Origin of the sequence: Bradyrhizobium murdochi, from assembly GCF_000472965.1 — a bacterium.
GTDB lineage: Bacteria > Pseudomonadota > Alphaproteobacteria > Rhizobiales > Xanthobacteraceae > Bradyrhizobium > Bradyrhizobium murdochi.
Genome location: NZ_AXAU01000026.1, coordinates 20,386 through 37,041, shown reverse-complemented (window position 1 = coordinate 37,041; position 16,656 = coordinate 20,386). Strand labels below are relative to the sequence as shown.

Sequence of the window (16,656 nt, the reverse complement as noted above, 5' to 3'; positions counted from 1 at the left end):
TGTCCCCGCGTATCGGCGGTCCGCGCCGAGCTTGTACACGCAAAGCGTGTGCGTGCCATTTTGTCAGGCTACGCATGAGCGCGCGAGGTAGTAGTTTCTGCGACAATAGATACTTTTTTTCAGAGACTTATCTGAAAACTTTGCACGCAGAGTGCGAGTAGAGCGTGGTAATGCGGAAGAAGAAGCCAAAAGCTGCCAGGAAGCCGAAACAGTCGATTGTCCGTTTTCCTGGCCGGCCCGCAAAGCCCGCTGCGGCCAGGGATGGCGGCGTCATAGGACTACGCGTCGACATCACCGAGTTGAAACAGCGCGAGGCCTCGTTCCGGCTGCTGTTCGACAGCAATCCGGTTCCGATGATCGTCTGCGCGCTGGGTGACGAACGAATTCTCGCCGTCAACGACGCTGCGATCCAGCACTACGGTTACAGCCGCAGTGAATTCGAGAAGCTCACGATCCGCAACCTGCAGGCCTTCGACGTCGAGCCACCCTGGGCGGGCGAACACGCCGGCGACGAGCGCGCGGCCCACGCCTGGAAGCATGTCAGGGCCGACGGCGCGCTGATCGATCTGGCGATCTATTCGCGTCAGCTTGTTTACGGCGATCGGCCTGCGGTCCTGCTTGCGCTGATGGACACCACCGAACGCAAGCGCGCCGAGGCGCGGCTGACGTTCATGGCCCAGCATGACGGCCTGACCGGGCTGCCGAACCGTAATTTGCTCCGTCAGCAGATGGACGACATCCTGCTGCGCAGCCGCCGCAACGCCGAGAAAGTAGCGGTGCTCGTGCTCGGCCTCGACCATTTCAAGGCGGTCAACGATACGCTCGGCCACGGCATCGGCGACAAGCTGCTGCGCGGCGTCGCCAAGCGATTGCGGTCGATCCTGCGCGAGGAAGATGCGCTGGCCCGGCTCGACTCCGACGAATTCGCCGTCATCCAGAGCGGGGTAACGCGACCCGAGGATGCCGTGTTCATGGCGAGGCGTCTATTGGATGCGATCGCCGATCCCTATCTTCTGGACGGGCATTCGGTCGTGATCGGTGCCAGCATCGGCATTGCGATGTCGCCCGGCGACGGCGATGAGTCGGAGAAACTGCTGAAGAACGCCGACCTCGCATTGTCGCGCGCCAAGAACGATTCCCGCGGCACGTTCTCGTTCTTCGAGGCCGGGATGGATGCGCGCGCCCAGACCCGCCGCAAGATCGAAACCGAGCTGCGCGAGGCCGTGCACACCGATGCGCTGCGGCCCTATTACCAGCCGCTGGTCGATCTTTCGAGCGGGCGCATCACCGGCTTCGAAGCGCTGGTGCGCTGGCCCCATCCCGAGCGCGGCATGATCTCGCCCGCCGAGTTCATCCCCGTTGCGGAGGAGACCGGGCTGATCAACGCCGTCGGCGGTTTGATGCTGCGCCGCGCCTGCACGGATGCGGCGCAATGGCCCGACGACGTTCGCGTCGCGGTCAATCTGTCGCCGCTGCAGTTCCGTGTCGGCAATTTGCTGTCGCTGGTCGTGGAAACACTAGAGCAGTCCGGCCTGCCGGCGAAGCGCCTGGAGCTTGAGATTACCGAAACGCTGCTATTGGAAAAGAGCAGTGAGGTGCTCGCGACCCTGCATGCGCTGCGCGCGCTCGGCGTTCGCATCTCGATGGACGATTTCGGCACCGGCTATTCCAGCCTGAGTTACCTGCGCAGCTTTCCATTCGACAAGATCAAGATCGATCAGTCCTTCGTGCGCGACCTCGCCGCCAATCCGGACGCGCAGGCGATCGTGCGTTCGATCATCAGCCTCGGCAAGGGCCTCGGCGTCACGATCACGGCGGAAGGCGTCGAGAGCGAGGCCGAGGTAAATTGCCTGCGCAACGAGGGATGCCACGAGGGGCAGGGATTCCTGTTCAGCCGCGCACGGCCCAATGCGGAGATTGTCAGTCTGTTGAAGACGCAAGGCAACTGGAGCGCGCCAGCGGGTGCGGCGCTGGTGGCGTGAGGCGCAGCCGTCATCGGGGTCTGGTGCTAGCTCAAACCCCTCATCCTGAGGAGCCCGCAGGGCGGGCGTCTCGAAGGATGTAGGCCACAGATGGGGCCTCATGGTTCGAGACGCGCTTCGCGCTCCTCACCATGAGGGGCAATGACGCAGTAGAACTAGCGCGCCATCCCGGAATGAGGGTCATCTCTCTTTCCGCTTCCTCGCATGATACGTCAGCGCCAGCGCCACGCAGTGGCGCAGCGCGGCCTCGGGGAGTTTGTCACCGGCGTCGAGCAGAATGCTGCGGTTGCCGCCATAGCGCAGTTCCGGATAGAGCTCGCGAAAGGTCTCGACCAGATCGGTCTGGCAATGAAAATAGACCGCGTAGCGGCCGATTTCCGCCTTCACCTGGTCGATCCGGACCGTGCTGCCGCTCTTGCTCTCGGTCGTGAGATAGCTCGGCTGCCCCCATTTCAGCGTCTCTTCCAGGGAGCCGACGCCCTCGGTGGTCTTTGCGGTGTCAAAAATCAGCCGGCGCAGCGCCAGCAGCCTGGCTTTGACCGGGCTGGGATAGGCTTCGAAGACCGCTTCCACCGCAGTGTCGCGGGTGGCAGCGCGTGGCCGTTTGGCGATGCGCTTTGCAGTTTGCTTCCGTGCCGCCTTCTTCATTGCAATGTCAGCGCATCCTGCCAGCTTCCATTGGAGAACCTAAAGCAGGATGCAAGCCGGCGGAAGTGAAAACGAAGCGCCTAGCTCTCGCGCGCGGTCTTGCGAGCGCCTGATCGCTGTTCGGAGCCGAGTCCCTTGCGTGGCGGCCGCGCCAGCCGCTTCATCGCGTCGTCGGCGGTGCGTCGAGATTGCCCGCGAGGATCGCCCGGCCGGCATCCTCGTAATGGGCGTCACGGCCCTGGATCTGTTGCGCGATGGCGTGCATGTCGCGAAATCGGCGCTCGAACTTGTTGGCATTGAACACGGCCGTTGCGCCCGTCATGTGATAGGCGGTGTCGACCACGGCGGCCGATTGATGGATCGTCCATGTCGAGGCGATGCGCAGCGCCACGCGATGGGCTTCGGTGATAACAGCGCCTTGCGACAGTTCATGCCATACATCCGCTGCAGTGGCATAGAGATAGGCGCGGGTAGCGCGCAGTTGTGCCTCGGTGCGCCCGATCAGCCCCTGCACGGCGTTATTGTCGCGCATCGCCTTTGACGCTTGCGGTGTCTTGCCCCGGGCAAGCTCGATCGCCGCATCGAGCGTGGCGCGGGCGACGCCGAGCGAGGTCGCCGCAAAGCCCATGCCGAAAACCATGTTGGTAGAGAGCTTGTACAGCGGCCCGTTCTCGCGCAGCGCCGCCGGATCGTCGCGCAGCGCCGCGAGCTTTTCCGGGATGAACAGATTGTCGACCGAATAGGAATCGGTGCCGGTGCCGCGCAGGCCGATTACGTCCCAGACGTCGTGCATCGTGGCGCTGGTTACCGGAAACAGTATGGTGCGAATCTCCGGCGAACCGTCCGGCTTGCGCCGCGGCGTGCCGTCGGCTTCGACGACCCGGACATGGGCGCCGAGCCAGCTTGCCTGCCGCGAGCCGGAGGCAAAATCCCAGCGCGCGCTGGCCGTGTAGCCGCCGGGAACCGCCTGCACCTCGTGGTTGATCGCGCCCCAGGCCAGAATCCCGGGTGCGACGTTGAAGATCTCGTTGGCAGCATCGGGATCGAGATAGGCCGCGGTCATGGCGCAGACGCTGCACTGGCCGAGGCACCATGCGGTCGAGGCATCCGCCTTGGCGACTTCCTCCTGCATCTGCATGAACGTTTCAAGCGGCACCTCGGCGCCGCCAAAACTCTTCGGCAGCAGCGCGCGGTAAAGCCCGTTCTCGATCAGCGCCTGTGTCACCACTGAAGTCAGGCGGCGGGTCCGCTCGGTCTCGTCGGCCTCGCGCATGATCAATGGCGCCAGCGCCCGCGCGCGTTCCACGAGGTCGATGCTAGGCTGCCTGTTCATGCGTTTCCTCGCATTCTTTTGTTCTTGCGTACTCGCGATGGTGACCCATCAGCCATCGTGGATCAAGCCGGCGGTGGAATGGTGTGGGTCATGCGGATAATGATAGCTACAACCACAGGTGCGCCAAGTCACGGAACGGGCTATAGTCGAGGTACGGCAGGGGAGTTGTAAATGGCAGATATCAGCCTTTTCGAACCTGAAGATCTCAACAATATCCCGACCTTCCGGGCCGCCTATTCGGATCGTACAGCATTGCTGATGGCCAAGTTGGCCTATCGCGCCTACAACGACTTCGACATCGACGATGCCACGTTCAAGGCGTTCAGCACGGAATTGTGCAAGCAAGGATTTGTCGACTGCCGCGCCCTGATCGACCGCGAAGCCGGCACGGCCGGTTACATCGTCGAAGGCAACGATATCATCGTTGTCGTATTTCGCGGCACCGAGGATGAACTCGACTGGAAAACCAATGTTAATGCCCGGTTCGTTGCGCTGCAGGGCGGCACGCGTGTTCACACAGGGTTTTTCCAGGCCTACTGGCCGATCCGCGACGCCATGTTCGAGATCGTCAAGCGCGTCATCAAGGTGAAGCCGCGTCCGATTTACATTACCGGTCACTCGCTTGGTGGTGCGTTGGCGTTGATGGCTACCGCAGAATTGGCCAACGACGAGGATGCGACAGTTCGCGATTGTGTCGCGGCTTGCTACACTTTTGGCTGTCCTCGAGCGGGTGACGCCTCGTTCGACATGTATGTCAAAGCTCCGCTCTACCGGATTACCAATGGTGTCGACCTTGTGCCGGCGATCCCTCCGGCAATCCTTGGCTACCGCCACGTCGGCGACACCCGGCATTTCGGAAAACTGGGCGTTGCCCCGGTGCGGCGGTCGCCGAATTGGCCGCAGAAGATCTGGCGAACGATTGGGGGAATGGTTGCCTGGGTCAGAACCGGCCAATTTCAGAACATCGCCGACCATGGCATGACAGTCTATATCGAAAAGCTGGATGCCTGGGCGAAGAACAATCTCAAGCAAACGCAGGATAGGCGCGAAGTTACGGCCGACCCCGCAATCGCATCAAAGGCATAGGCAATCGTTCGCCCTCGCGTTGTCACGCCGCCGCGCGACCGACATTGAGCGACGGCTGCGGCGGTCGCTTGGCGGACGGGAAACTCAAGGCTATGGCGACGGCGGCCATGCCGATCGTGAAAGAGCCGACATAGAGCCAGCTATAGCCGTGGAAGGCGTCGAATACCCATCCGCCGGCCAGCGGCCCCAGCGCCATGCCGAGGCTGGCAAAGGCAGAGACGGCGCCGAACATGCTGCCCATGATGCGTACACCGAAATATTCGCGCACCAGCACCGCGTATAACGGCATCACGCCGCCATAGGCGAGGCCGAAGACAACCGACAGGGCATAGAACTCGCCGAGCTGGCCGACCGCGAGATAGGTTGCGATCGCCAAGGCCTGGACGAACAGGCCGCCGACCAGAACGTGCTTGGCGCCGAAGCTATCGGCCAGCAAGCCGAGCAGCAAACGGCCGCCGAGGCCGGAGAAGCCGGCGAGACTGTAGACCGTGACCGCGGTCAGCGGCGCGATGCCGCAGATCATGGCGTAGCTCACCAGATGGAAGATCGGCCCCGAATGCGCCGCGCAGCAGGCGAAATGCGCGGATGCCAGGATGATGAATTGCGGCGTTCGCAGCGCCTGCGCGACCGTCCACTGCCCGTCAGGCGCGCCCGTCCCATGGGCGGCAACAGGCGTTGACGGCTCCGGCGGCCGTCGGACCAGCAATGAGGCCGGGATCAACAGCGCCAAGGCGACGATGCCGATTATCAGCATCGCCGTGCGCCAGTCATAGGACGCGATCAAATAGCTTGCGAATGGCGCGACCGTCATCGGCGAAACGCCCATGCCGGCCGACACCAGCGCCACCGCGAGGCTGCGGCGCTGTTCGACCCAGGCGCTCGCCACCGCGACCATCGGCGCATAGAAACTGCCGGCCGCAATCCCGATCAAGACGCCGAACGCCAACTGGAATTGCCACAGGCTGGTGGCCTGGCTCGCGCCGATCAGCCCGGCGCCGAGCAGCAGTGTGCCAGACAGGACGACGATGCGGGTGCCAAACCGGTCGGACAGCGTGCCCCAGAAGAACGCCGCCAATCCCATCGCGAGAAAGTTGATCGTCGCCGCCGCCGAGACGCCGCTGCGCGACCATCCCATGGCCTCCGAAATCGGTTGCAGAAACACCGCGAGCGCCAACATCGAGCCGAACGCGACGCAGGTCATCAGCGCGCCTACGGCGACGACGACCCAGCCGTAGGATGAACCGGAGGCCTTGCCCATGCGTTTCCTTGCGCGTGTGCTGTTATTTGTATGCGCGGGATAATGGTGGCCTATTTGGCGTCGTCGCGCAATGCGGTGGAAGGCAACCCTCTCATTCGAAGATCATCTGATTGTGCGTTGCATTCGGCGGAGCATCGCGCGCCGAGGACGACGAGCAGCGCACGATCGAGCTGTTTGGAATCGATTTAGCCGATGATGCTCCGGACACGATCGTGTCGCAGCGCGATCATCTTGTCTGTCATAATTTGTGAACGAACACGAAGCCCATTCGAAGGCTTGGCTTCAGTGATGGGCCTGAGCAACAACCCTTCCTGGACGTCAGAAGAGAGTGGACAGACGAACACGGTCGACAAGTCCTTGGTGAATTTGTCGGCCTGTACGACTACGCCGGCCGTGGCCGTCCCAGTTCGCTCGGAACGACCACCAGCACGACTGCCGCGCTTCACTTCCAGCCGCTCCAGTCGTATGCGGCGTCATTTCAGGAATCGATGGCGTCATTTTCCCGATGTCGCGCCATCAGTTTTACCTGCCGGCGCAAATCGGCCCGTACCTTGGGATCCCGCAAATCCGGAACCCAATGCTGCACTGGACGCAAGCCTTGTGCGCGCAACCGCGCGCGGCGCGCGGCCATGCGCTGCTGCGGGGTGCGTGGCTTTGCCTTCTTCGGGGTGGCCATATCTCATGCGTAAAATGCTACGCATCAAAATTCAACGCTTTGGATTGTGGACTTGCTCCACAACGACATGCGGCCATACCACGGCGCGGCGCGAGCGCCGGCGAGCCGGGGCCCATTCTACTTTGCATGGGGTTGTTTTCGCGATTTTTGTGTCCAGGCCCCACGGAGAGGCGCGCCGCGCCCGGCACACGAGATCGTTAGTGCTTCGCGGGCGGCTGTTCAGCTATCCACCTTCAGCGCGGCAATAAACGCTTCCTGCGGGATGTCGACCTTGCCGAACTGCCGCATCTTCTTCTTGCCTTCCTTCTGCTTCTCCAGAAGCTTGCGTTTGCGCGTGATGTCGCCGCCGTAACATTTGGCGGTGACGTCCTTGCGCAGCGCGCGGACGGTTTCGCGGGCGATCACCTTGCCGCCGATCGCAGCCTGGATCGGGATCTGGAACATGTGCGGCGGGATGAGTTCTTTCATTTTTTCGACCATGGCGCGGCCGCGGCCCTCCGCGCGAGTGCGATGCACCAGCATCGACAGCGCATCGACCGGCTCGCCGTTGACGAGGATCTGCATCTTGACGAGGTCGGCCACCTTGTAATCGGTCAGATGATAGTCGAACGAGGCGTAGCCCTTCGAGACGGATTTCAGGCGGTCGTAGAAATCGAACACGACTTCGTTGAGCGGCAAATCGTATTTCACCATCGCGCGGGAGCCGACGTAAGTGAGCTCCTTCTGCGAGCCGCGGCGGTCCTGGCACAGTTTTAGCACGCTGCCGAGATATTCATCCGGCGTGAGGATCGTGGCCTCGATCCACGGCTCCTCGATGTCGGCGATCTTGACGACATCGGGCATGTCGACCGGGTTGTGGATCTCTATCTCTTGTCCATCGGTCAGGTGCATCTTGTAGATCACGCTCGGCGCCGTCGCGATCAGGTTGAGATCGAACTCGCGCGACAGCCGCTCCTGGATGATTTCGAGATGCAGCAGCCCGAGGAAGCCGCAGCGGAAACCGAAGCCCAGCGCGGCCGAAGTCTCCATCTCGTAGGAGAAGCTCGCATCGTTGAGCCGTAGCTTACCCATCGCCGCGCGCAGCGTTTCGAAGTCGTTGGCATCGACCGGGAACAGGCCGCAGAACACCACCGGGATCGCCGGCTTGAAGCCGGGCAGCATCTCGGTGATCGGCTTCTTGTCGTCGGTGATGGTATCGCCGACGCGCGTGTCGGCGACTTCCTTGATCGCCGCGGTAATGAAGCCGATCTCGCCGGGGCCGAGCTCGTCGACCTGCTCCATCTTCGGCGTGAAGAACCCGACGCGCTCGACGTCATAGGCCGCGTTGGTGCCCATCATGCGGATGCGCTGGCCCTTTTTCATCGTGCCGTCGACGACGCGGATCAGCACGACGACGCCGAGATAGACGTCGTACCAGCTATCGACCAATAGCGCCTTCAGCGTCGCGCCGCGGTCGCCCTTCGGTGGCGGCAGGCGGGTCACGATGGCTTCCAGCACGTCGGGAACGCCCAAGCCCGTCTTGGCCGAGATCATCACGGCGTCAGAGGCATCGATGCCGATCACGTCCTCGATCTGCTGCTTGACCTTATCAGGCTCGGCCGCCGGCAGGTCGACCTTGTTCAGGACCGGCACGATCTCGTGATTGTTGTCGAGCGCCTGATAGACGTTGGCGAGCGTCTGTGCTTCGACGCCCTGGCTGGCATCGACCACCAGGAGCGACCCTTCGCAGGCCGCCAGCGACCGCGAGACTTCGTAGGCGAAGTCGACATGGCCGGGCGTGTCCATCAGGTTGAAGATGTAATCCTTGCCGTCCTTGGCGCGGTAGTTCAGCCGTACCGTCTGCGCCTTGATGGTGATGCCGCGCTCGCGCTCGATATCCATGGAATCGAGCACCTGTTCCTTGCCCGCCATTTCGCGGTCCGACAGCCCGCCCGTCATCTGGATCAGGCGGTCGGCCAGCGTCGATTTGCCATGGTCGATGTGAGCGACGATGGAGAAGTTGCGGATGTTGGAAATGGGCGCAGTTGTCATGGGGCGCGGGATAGCATTCGCGTCCCCGTGCGGCAACCATCTTGCTGTATTTTAAGGGGCTTTCTTCACGCCAAGCTAATTCCACTTGAGCCGAAAACACGCTAGGCAATGGCCATGTCGATTGCATCCATTTCGCCCACGGCCGCGCGCTTAAGGCGCATTCCCACGATTCGGCGGCTGGCGGCGTGGCTGGCCTCACGCGCCAGTGATCCCAAGGCCAGCCTGTGGCTGGTGACCGGCTTTGCCGTGGTCCATGCCGTGCTGTGGACGCTGATCCTGGTCAATCTGAAGACCGGGCAGGACGTTCATATGGACGTCGCGGAGGCCTTTGCCTGGGGGCAGAAGTTCCTGCTCGGCTATGGCAAGCACCCGCCGCTGTCGGGATGGGTCGCCGGCGTCTGGTTCATGCTGTTTCCGGTCACGGACTGGGCGACCTATGCATTGGCAATGGCGACGCTCGGCTGCTCCCTCGTGATCTGCTGGCTATTGGCGTTGCGCGTGGTCGATCGCCGCCGCGCGTTCTTCGTCGTGGTGATGCTCGCGCTCTATCCGATCTTCAACTTCAAGGGCTTCAAGTACAATCCGGACCTGCTGCAGCTCGTCACGCTGCCGCTCGTCGTGCTGGCCTATCTCGACGCGTTCGAGAAGCGCAGCATCAAATCGGGCGTGTGGCTCGGGCTCGCCGGCGCGCTGGCGCTGATGACCAAATACTGGGTGCTGACCATGATCGGCGCCGTCGGTCTTGCCGCGTTGATCCATCCGCAGCGTTTGCAGTTCCTGCGTTCGCCGGCGCCATGGGTCGCGATCGCCACGCTCGTGGTCGCAATGCTCCCGCACTTCATGTGGCTGAAGCAGGTGGACTTCGTCCCGCTCACCTATGCCGGCGATACTTACTCTCTCACCGACCGCGCCATGATCGGCGATCTCACGCTGGGCTATGTCGGGCACAATCTCGCGCTGCTGGCCGCACCGGTGATACTCGGCGCGATCGCGCTGATGTGGCGGCCGTTCCGCTTGATGCCGTTTCCAGCCCTAGCGCGCGGCGCCAATACCGGCGTCAACATTTCGCAGGCGATCAATGTCTGGATCGTCCAGGCGGTCGTGGCGATCGGTCCGCCGCTGGGTGCGCTGATATTCCACGTCTACATCAAGACCGATTGGGGCATCCCGCTGTTCTTCCTGGTGCCGCTCGCGCTGGTCGCGATCCCTGCGGCGCGCATCCGGAAAATCGCGCTGTTGAACCTGACCGCGACCTGGCTCGTCATCTCGCTCGTCGTGCTGGCGATATCGCCAAGGATCGTCGCCTACGAACTGGATCAAAAGCGCACCGCAGGCGCGACCTATCGGGCGCGTTCCGAACTCGCCCGCGAACTGACGGAGGCTTGGCACACGCGGTTTTATTCGCACTGGCCGGTGGTCGCCGCCTACACCGATACCGGCCAGCCCATGACCTTCTACAGTCCTGATCGTCCGGCACCGCTGACGCCGAACGAGCCGTGGTCGTCCGGCCTGACCTCGCTCGAGGAGGCGAAGCGATCGGGCTTCATCGGCATCTGTGAACCCGGCCACTGGAAGTTTGAAGAATGCGAGGCGTGGATGAAGACCCATGCCGCCACTGCCGAGCGCATCGTGATGACCACGCGGCGATTCTTCCTCGGCAAGGCCGGCCCCGCGACGGCCTGGAACATCTTCATCGTGCCGCCGGCCAGATAGAAATCACTCGAAGGGGTAACGCATGGATCTCGACCTGACGGATAAGACGGCGCTCGTGACCGGCTCGACCCGCGGCATCGGGCTCGCGACCGCCATCGGGCTTGCGCAAATGGGGGCGGAAGTGATCGTCAACGGCCGCGAGCAGGCGGCGGTCGGCGAGGCCGTGGCAAAAGTTGAACAGGCTGCGCCGTCGGCCAAGGTGCACGCGGCGGCATTCGATCTCGGTCATGCGGCGGGCTGCGCGGCGCTGGTGGCGCAATTTCCCGACGTCGACATTCTCGTCAATAATCTCGGCATCTACGAGCCAAAGGGCTTTTTCGAGATCGAGGATTCCGATTGGTCGAGGATGTTCGAAGTCAACGTCATGAGCGGGGTGCGGCTGACGCGGCACTATTTGAAGCGGATGCTTGATAACAAGGACTGGGGCCGTGTCGTGTTCGTCTCCAGCGAATCCGGTGTCTTTGTTCCGAAGGAGATGGTGCATTACGGCTTCTCGAAATCGGCGCAGCTCGTCATCGCGCGCGGCGCAGCCGAGACGACCAAGGGCACTAACGTGACCGTCAATTCGGTGATGCCGGGCCCGACCTGGGTCGAGATGGCGCCGGTTCGCCTGGCCGCGCGTGCGAAAGCTGCGGGCACGACCGTCGACGACCTCGTCTCGCGCACCTTCAGCGAACGCCGCCCGGCGTCGCTCTTGCAGCGTTACGCCGCGCCGGAAGAGATCGCCAACCTGATCTGCTACGTCTGCTCAAAAGCCTCCAGCGCCACGAACGGCGCCGCGCTGCGCGCCGACGGCGGGATCGTGACGAATCCGTTTTGAGATGTCTGACCTCATCCTGAGGAGGCCGCGCAGCGGCCGTCTCGAAGGATGAATGGCACCAGCGGGGCCTCGTGGTTCGAGACGCCGCTTCGCGGCTCCTCACCAATGAGGGTCTAAAGGTTAAGGGCGCTCGAAGGTAACGCGCCTCACACGCCTTCTTCGTTGAACTTGTCGGCGACCAGCGCTGCGATCGCATCGACCGCTTGCTGCGCCTCGGGGCCGATCGCGGAGACCGTAACCGAGGTTCCAGGTCCCGCTGCCAGCATCATCAACCCCATGATCGAGGTGCCGCCCACGGTCTCGTTGCCGCGCGTCACCCAGACTTCGGCGTTGAAGCGCTCGACCATCTGGACGAATTTGGCCGAGGCCCGCGCGTGCAGGCCGCGCTTGTTGATGATCTGAAGTTCCCGCGAGATGGCGCCAGCGGGCACGCTCGGCCCGAGTTCCTTGTCGGGCGCGGGCTCGTCGCTCATTTGCCGGCGAGCACGCGGCTGGCGATGGTGACGTATTTGCGGCCGGCTTCCTGCGCCATCGCGATGGCATCGGGAAGCGAGCGCTCTTCGCGCACCTTGGCAAGCTTAACCAGCATGGGAAGATTGATGCCGGCGAGCACTTCCACCTTTGGGCGGCTCATGCAGGATATTGCGAGGTTGGAAGGCGTGCCGCCGAACATGTCGGTGAGGATGGCGACACCATCGCCGCTGTCGACGCGATTCACCGCTTCGATGATATCGCTTCGACACAGATCGGAGTCGTCTTCGGCTCCAATCGTGATGGCTTCAATTTGTTTTTGCGGACCCATGACATGTTCGAGCGCCGCCTTGAACTCGTCGGCAAGGCGCCCATGGGTCACAAGCACTAGACCAATCATCGGAAACTCCTCGCGGGTGCTTTTTGGTGCACCGCACGAACGCGCCACTTTGACCATCCAGAGGCCCCGCGCAAGAGGGCATCTTGGCTATTGTTCCGGAATTTGCCGGTAAAGAGTGAGGCCTGCGCCAGCTTATTCGGTGGCGATATTGGGGCTTATATGGTTACCAATCCCCTTCGAACAATCATCCAAAGGTTGGACGGAACCTGAACCGGCGGTTGTCGTGAGGGCCGCTACAATCAGCGGGAGGGGGTCGTAGCCGGTTCCGACGGGAATCCTCGGTAGTAAAACACCGTTCAGGCGGGTGGAGAGCGCTTCTGGCGGCGGCAGCCGCTCGGCATCGCTGGCCGCAAGATCGACGACGAGGCCCACCACCGCCTCCCCAACAAAGTCACAATGGCGAATGCCAAGGCCCCGGATCTCGATCAGCCCGGCCAATTCTCGCGCCGGGCGGACCAACAATTGTCCGGCGACTGTGTCGAGATGGACACGGTCATCGCCGACCAAAACGGCCCGCGGAAGCTGTCCGGCGCGTCCGGCGAGAATCAGATCGAAGGCTAGCCGCGACTTGCCGGCGCCGGATGGCCCGCGGATCAGCACGGCGCGCTCGCCCACCAGCACGGCGGAGGCGTGCGCGCTCGCGCCCGCCGTCATGGCGTGGGCAACCTGACCACGAACCGCGCACCCGCCACCGTCGGCCTGCCGTCGGGGCCGGCCGGGCCATGGCGGTTTTCCGCCCAGATCCGCCCATTATGCGCTTCGATAATCTGCTTGGAGATCGATAGGCCGAGACCTGAGTTCTGACCAAATCCCTGATGGAGACGGTCGGTGTAGAAGCGTTCGAAGATGCGTTCCAGCGCATCCTCGCCGATGCCCGGTCCGTCGTCATCGACGATGATTTCGATCTCCGAGCGCGCGCGGCGGCAGGTGACGCGCACCTTCCCGCCGGGGGTGGAGAAGGATTGCGCATTGGACAGCAAGTTGGAGATCACCTGTCCGAGGCGGGAATCATGGCCCGGCACCGAGAACGTATCGGTGGCGCCGCGGCCGTCGAAGCGCGCCTCGACCGCGACGTCGTGGCCGAGCCGGGTTTCGTTGGCGACCGAGGTCAGCGTCGTCAGCAGCCGGCGCAGATCGACCGGCGCCATGTCCTGGCGCTGCAATTCGGCATCGAGGCGGCTCGCATCTGAAATATCCGAGATCAGCCGGTCGAGCCGCTTGACGTCGTGCTCGATCACCTCGAGCAGGCGCGCGCGGCTGGTGTCGTTGCGTGCCAAAGGCAGCGTTTCCACCGCCGAGCGCAGCGAGGTCAGCGGGTTCTTCAATTCATGGGCGACGTCGGCGGCGAACATTTCGATCGCCTCGATGCGGCTGTAGAGCGCGTTCGTCATGTCGCGCAGCGCGCCGGACAGATGGCCGATCTCGTCGCGGCGGCGGGTGAAATCGGGAATCTCGACGCGGGTCTGAATGCGCCGGCGGACGCGCTCGGCGCCGTCGGCCAGCCGCCGCACCGGACCCGCGATCGTGCTCGCGAGCAAGAGCGACAGCACGATCATGACTGCGGAGGCCACGCCGCCGACCTTCAGGATCGCCAGCCGCTCGGCGGTCACCATCTGGTCGATGTCGTCGCCTTGCGTCGAGAGCATCAGCGCACCGTGTACGGCGCGGAACCGCTGTACGGGGACCGCGACCGAGACGATCACCTCGCCGCGGTCGTTGACGCGCACCATGCTGCTTTTGACGCCGTCGAGCGCCTGCACGATTTCCTGGTAGCCCTTGCCGTTCTCCGGGCCCAACTCGCGATAGAGCGGCAGGTCGCCGCGATTGAGCCACGTGCGGATCGCGATCAGCGCGCGTTCGACGAAGCCCGGCTTCTCCGTCGAAGGTGGCGGCAGTTCGAATCGCAACACGTCGCCGCGGCCATAGAGACTGCGGCTGTCGAGGATCATGCCGCCGTCGCCGCCATAGATGCGGGCGCGGGTCTTGGTCGGCGAGATCAGCCGCCGCAGCACCGGCGCGACCCGCTCCGGATTGATCGGAAAATCCAGCCCGGAAGATTCGTCCGGCGCGCCGTAGCTTTCGCCGGGCTTGAGGTCGAGCAGCCGGTCCGGATCGATCGTGATGGTGTTGGTTTCGACAGTGGCGGAGGCGGCAATCGCGCCCGCGATGATTTCGGCCTGCACCAGAAGGCTCTGCGCCCGCGCATCGATCAGGCCGGCACGGAATTGCGAGAGATAGAGAATGCTCGCCACCAGCGCGACGAGGCCTGCCAGATTGAGCGAGACGATCCGGCGCGTGAGGCTGGAGAAGGAGAGAGCGAAGAAGAACTGCCCGGCCCGGCGCAACCAGCCGAGCGGCCGCCGCCAGCCCTTCTCGCCCGCATTATCCTCGGTCACACGATCCCGATCGAGGAGCTCCAAAGCATCCTCGTCGTTCAGGTTGGGATCGGGCTGCGTTCGATCTAGCAATGGCTGAACTGCCGGTTGTGATGCGCCAATTTCTAGTTCTACGCCTTTACGCCGAACGGGCGGACGTGTCAGTTAACACTTCCGCCCGGAAAACGCAGATCAGGCTTCCTTGAAGCGATAGCCGACGCCATACAGCGTCTCGATCATCTCGAAATCGTCATCGACCACCTTGAACTTCTTGCGCAGCCGCTTGATGTGGCTGTCGATGGTGCGGTCGTCGACATAGACCTGGTCGTCATAGGCCGCATCCATCAGCGCGTTGCGGCTCTTCACCACACCGGGCCGCGTGGCCAGCGCTTGCAGGATCAAGAACTCCGTCACCGTCAGCGTCACCGGCTCGTTCTTCCAGGTGCAAGTGTGGCGCTCAGGGTCCATCCGCAGCAGGCCGCGGTCCAGCGCGCGTGCATCCGGTTCCTTCGGAACGGCGGTCGGATCCTTGGGCTGGCCGCGGCGAAGCACGGCCTTGACCCGCTCGACCAAGAGGCGCTGCGAGAACGGCTTGCGGATGAAATCGTCGGCGCCCATCTTGAGGCCGAACAATTCGTCGATCTCTTCATCTTTGGAAGTTAAGAAGATCACCGGCAGGTCGGACTTCTGCCGCAACCGGCGTAGCGTTTCCATGCCGTCCATGCGCGGCATCTTGATATCGAGGATCGCGAGGTCCGGCGGCGAGGTGCGGAAGCCATCCAGCGCCGAGGCACCATCCGTATAGGTCATGATGCGATAGCCTTCGGCTTCAAGCGCGATCGATACGGAAGTGAGAATGTTGCGGTCATCATCGACCAGGGCGATTGTGGGCATGAGCCTCTGCTTTCGAATAAGAGAGTGGCTTAAACGGCGAGCACTTGAGCCAGACGCCGCATAAATGGGCTTCGTACACAGTCAACGAGCAATGCAAGCTGGGCTGAAATGTGACCGAGTTCCGCAAAACGCTCCCCAAGGAGACGCGCGGCCCCCATATAGCACCCTGACCCGCTGAGAAAAGGCCCTTTTTGCAGTAAGATGGCCGGAAAGGAACCATGCAGCCGACCGCAGATTTTGATGCTTCCAAACTGGCCCGATCGCTGCTGCGTCGCTGTCGACAGGGCGCGTTGGCCACGCTTATGCCCGAAAGTGGCGATCCCTATTGCTCGCTGGTGAACGTCGCCAGCCATGCCGATGCGTCGCCGATTCTGCTGCTTTCGCGGCTGGCGCTGCATACAAAAAACATCCTCGCCGATAGCAGGGTATCGCTGATGCTGGACGAACGCGCCGCCGGCGATCCGCTGGAGGGTGCACGGATCATGCTGGCGGGACAGGCCGAGGAGGCCCAAGGGGAAGCTGTGAAAATCCTGCGCCGGCGCTATCTTAACGCTCATCCATCGGCTGAGGCGTTTGTAGATTTCAAGGATTTCTCGTTCTTCCGGATCGTCCCGTCAGGCCTGCATCTGGTCGCCGGTTTCGGCCGCATCATCGATCTCATGCCCGAGCAGTTCATGACCGAGATCGGCGATGCCACCGATTTGCTGGAAGCCGAGCAAGGCGCTGTCGAGCATATGAATGAGGATCACCGCGAGGCGATGAACCTCTACGCGACCAAACTGCTCGGCGCCGAGTCAGCGGACTGGCGCTGCACTGGTTGCGATCCCGACGGCATGGACATGCAGGCCGGCTCTGCGACGCTGCGGCTGGATTTCCCGGAGCGGGTCACTAGCGCCACGGCGTTGCGCAAGATGCTGGTGCGGCTTGCGGGCAAGGCGCGGGCCAAGGGCTAGCAAGGGTTAGCGCTTG

Annotated in this window: 16 protein-coding genes; 5 read left to right on the top strand and 11 right to left on the bottom strand. The window is 63.0% G+C overall.

The window, feature by feature from the left end; all coding sequences use genetic code 11:
• Positions 1-170 precede the first annotated feature (170 nt).
• Complete coding sequence (locus YUO_RS42420) at positions 171-1,982, top strand: putative bifunctional diguanylate cyclase/phosphodiesterase (protein ID WP_235782907.1); 1,812 nt, start codon at positions 171-173, stop codon at positions 1,980-1,982.
• A 180-nt stretch (positions 1,983-2,162) separates the two neighbouring features.
• On the opposite strand, the gene YUO_RS0132520 is transcribed toward YUO_RS42420, so the two are convergent.
• Complete coding sequence (locus YUO_RS0132520; RefSeq protein ID WP_156908862.1) at positions 2,163-2,630, bottom strand: DUF1801 domain-containing protein; 468 nt, start codon at positions 2,628-2,630, stop codon at positions 2,163-2,165.
• Positions 2,631-2,790: 160 nt separating this feature from the next.
• A complete protein-coding gene (locus YUO_RS0132510) occupies positions 2,791-3,963 on the bottom strand; it encodes an acyl-CoA dehydrogenase family protein (protein ID WP_028350984.1) in 1,173 nt (390 codons plus the stop codon).
• A 171-nt stretch (positions 3,964-4,134) separates the two neighbouring features.
• Here YUO_RS0132510 and YUO_RS0132505 point away from each other — a divergent pair, with 171 nt between their 5' ends.
• Complete coding sequence (locus YUO_RS0132505; RefSeq protein ID WP_028350983.1) at positions 4,135-5,049, top strand: lipase family protein; 915 nt, start codon at positions 4,135-4,137, stop codon at positions 5,047-5,049.
• 22 nt (positions 5,050-5,071) lie between these two features.
• Here the strand turns inward: YUO_RS0132505 and YUO_RS0132500 are convergent, their stop codons facing one another.
• The 4 genes from YUO_RS0132500 to lepA form a co-directional block, all read right to left on the bottom strand.
• A complete protein-coding gene (locus YUO_RS0132500) occupies positions 5,072-6,307 on the bottom strand; it encodes an MFS transporter (RefSeq protein WP_028350982.1) in 1,236 nt (411 codons plus the stop codon).
• A gap of 185 nt (positions 6,308-6,492) precedes the next feature.
• Positions 6,493-6,753: a type II toxin-antitoxin system PemK/MazF family toxin gene (locus YUO_RS48545; RefSeq protein ID WP_283806434.1), complete on the bottom strand. Its 261-nt coding sequence runs from the start codon at positions 6,751-6,753 to the stop codon at positions 6,493-6,495.
• A 32-nt stretch (positions 6,754-6,785) separates the two neighbouring features.
• Complete coding sequence (locus tag YUO_RS42415) at positions 6,786-6,938, bottom strand: antitoxin MazE-like protein (RefSeq protein ID WP_235782906.1); 153 nt, start codon at positions 6,936-6,938, stop codon at positions 6,786-6,788.
• Positions 6,939-7,202: 264 nt separating this feature from the next.
• Entirely contained in the window at positions 7,203-9,014 is a 1,812-nt protein-coding gene (gene lepA / locus YUO_RS0132485; protein WP_028350981.1) for a translation elongation factor 4, read from the bottom strand.
• Positions 9,015-9,128: 114 nt separating this feature from the next.
• Between lepA and YUO_RS0132480 the strand changes: the two genes are divergently transcribed.
• Positions 9,129-10,727 (top strand): glycosyltransferase family 39 protein, encoded by a 1,599-nt coding sequence (locus YUO_RS0132480; protein ID WP_028350980.1) that lies wholly within the window; start codon positions 9,129-9,131, stop codon positions 10,725-10,727.
• A 22-nt stretch (positions 10,728-10,749) separates the two neighbouring features.
• Entirely contained in the window at positions 10,750-11,547 is a 798-nt protein-coding gene (locus tag YUO_RS0132475) for an SDR family NAD(P)-dependent oxidoreductase (protein ID WP_028350979.1), read from the top strand.
• Between the two features lie 146 nt (positions 11,548-11,693).
• Here the strand turns inward: YUO_RS0132475 and YUO_RS0132470 are convergent, their stop codons facing one another.
• From YUO_RS0132470 to YUO_RS0132450, 5 genes are all read right to left on the bottom strand, one after another.
• Complete coding sequence (locus YUO_RS0132470) at positions 11,694-12,020, bottom strand: HPr family phosphocarrier protein (protein ID WP_028350978.1); 327 nt, start codon at positions 12,018-12,020, stop codon at positions 11,694-11,696.
• Positions 12,017-12,418, bottom strand: coding sequence for a PTS sugar transporter subunit IIA (locus YUO_RS0132465; RefSeq protein ID WP_024339151.1), 402 nt, complete (start codon positions 12,416-12,418; stop codon positions 12,017-12,019). The genes YUO_RS0132470 and YUO_RS0132465 overlap by 4 nt, the downstream gene beginning before the upstream one ends.
• A 132-nt stretch (positions 12,419-12,550) precedes the next feature.
• Positions 12,551-13,072, bottom strand: a complete 522-nt coding sequence (locus YUO_RS0132460) for an HPr kinase/phosphorylase (RefSeq protein WP_028350977.1) — start codon at positions 13,070-13,072, stop codon at positions 12,551-12,553.
• Positions 13,069-14,886, bottom strand: coding sequence for a sensor histidine kinase (locus YUO_RS0132455; RefSeq protein WP_028350976.1), 1,818 nt, complete (start codon positions 14,884-14,886; stop codon positions 13,069-13,071). The genes YUO_RS0132460 and YUO_RS0132455 overlap by 4 nt, the downstream gene beginning before the upstream one ends.
• Positions 14,887-14,985: 99 nt before the next feature.
• Positions 14,986-15,687, bottom strand: a complete 702-nt coding sequence (locus YUO_RS0132450) for a response regulator transcription factor (protein WP_027541437.1) — start codon at positions 15,685-15,687, stop codon at positions 14,986-14,988.
• Positions 15,688-15,905: 218 nt separating this feature from the next.
• Between YUO_RS0132450 and YUO_RS0132445 the strand changes: the two genes are divergently transcribed.
• Positions 15,906-16,640 (top strand): HugZ family pyridoxamine 5'-phosphate oxidase, encoded by a 735-nt coding sequence (locus YUO_RS0132445; protein WP_028350975.1) that lies wholly within the window; start codon positions 15,906-15,908, stop codon positions 16,638-16,640.
• Positions 16,641-16,656: the final 16 nt, after the last annotated feature.

Excerpts from the sequence above, each read along its gene's own strand:
- lepA (WP_028350981.1), bottom strand. The coding sequence starts at position 9,014 with ATGACAACTGCGCCCATTTCCAACATCCGCAACTTCTCCATCGTCGCT.
- YUO_RS0132470 (WP_028350978.1), bottom strand. The coding sequence starts at position 12,020 with ATGAGCGACGAGCCCGCGCCCGACAAGGAACTCGGGCCGAGCGTGCCC.
- YUO_RS0132465 (WP_024339151.1), bottom strand. The coding sequence starts at position 12,418 with ATGATTGGTCTAGTGCTTGTGACCCATGGGCGCCTTGCCGACGAGTTC.
- YUO_RS0132520 (WP_156908862.1), bottom strand. The coding sequence starts at position 2,630 with ATGAAGAAGGCGGCACGGAAGCAAACTGCAAAGCGCATCGCCAAACGG.
- YUO_RS0132445 (WP_028350975.1), top strand. The coding sequence starts at position 15,906 with ATGCAGCCGACCGCAGATTTTGATGCTTCCAAACTGGCCCGATCGCTG.
- YUO_RS0132500 (WP_028350982.1), bottom strand. The coding sequence starts at position 6,307 with ATGGGCAAGGCCTCCGGTTCATCCTACGGCTGGGTCGTCGTCGCCGTA.
- YUO_RS0132505 (WP_028350983.1), top strand. The coding sequence starts at position 4,135 with ATGGCAGATATCAGCCTTTTCGAACCTGAAGATCTCAACAATATCCCG.
- YUO_RS42415 (WP_235782906.1), bottom strand. The coding sequence starts at position 6,938 with ATGGCCGCGCGCCGCGCGCGGTTGCGCGCACAAGGCTTGCGTCCAGTG.
- YUO_RS0132450 (WP_027541437.1), bottom strand. The coding sequence starts at position 15,687 with ATGCCCACAATCGCCCTGGTCGATGATGACCGCAACATTCTCACTTCC.
- YUO_RS0132480 (WP_028350980.1), top strand. The coding sequence starts at position 9,129 with ATGTCGATTGCATCCATTTCGCCCACGGCCGCGCGCTTAAGGCGCATT.
- YUO_RS0132460 (WP_028350977.1), bottom strand. The coding sequence starts at position 13,072 with ATGACGGCGGGCGCGAGCGCGCACGCCTCCGCCGTGCTGGTGGGCGAG.
- YUO_RS0132475 (WP_028350979.1), top strand. The coding sequence starts at position 10,750 with ATGGATCTCGACCTGACGGATAAGACGGCGCTCGTGACCGGCTCGACC.
- YUO_RS42420 (WP_235782907.1), top strand. The coding sequence starts at position 171 with ATGCGGAAGAAGAAGCCAAAAGCTGCCAGGAAGCCGAAACAGTCGATT.
- YUO_RS0132510 (WP_028350984.1), bottom strand. The coding sequence starts at position 3,963 with ATGAACAGGCAGCCTAGCATCGACCTCGTGGAACGCGCGCGGGCGCTG.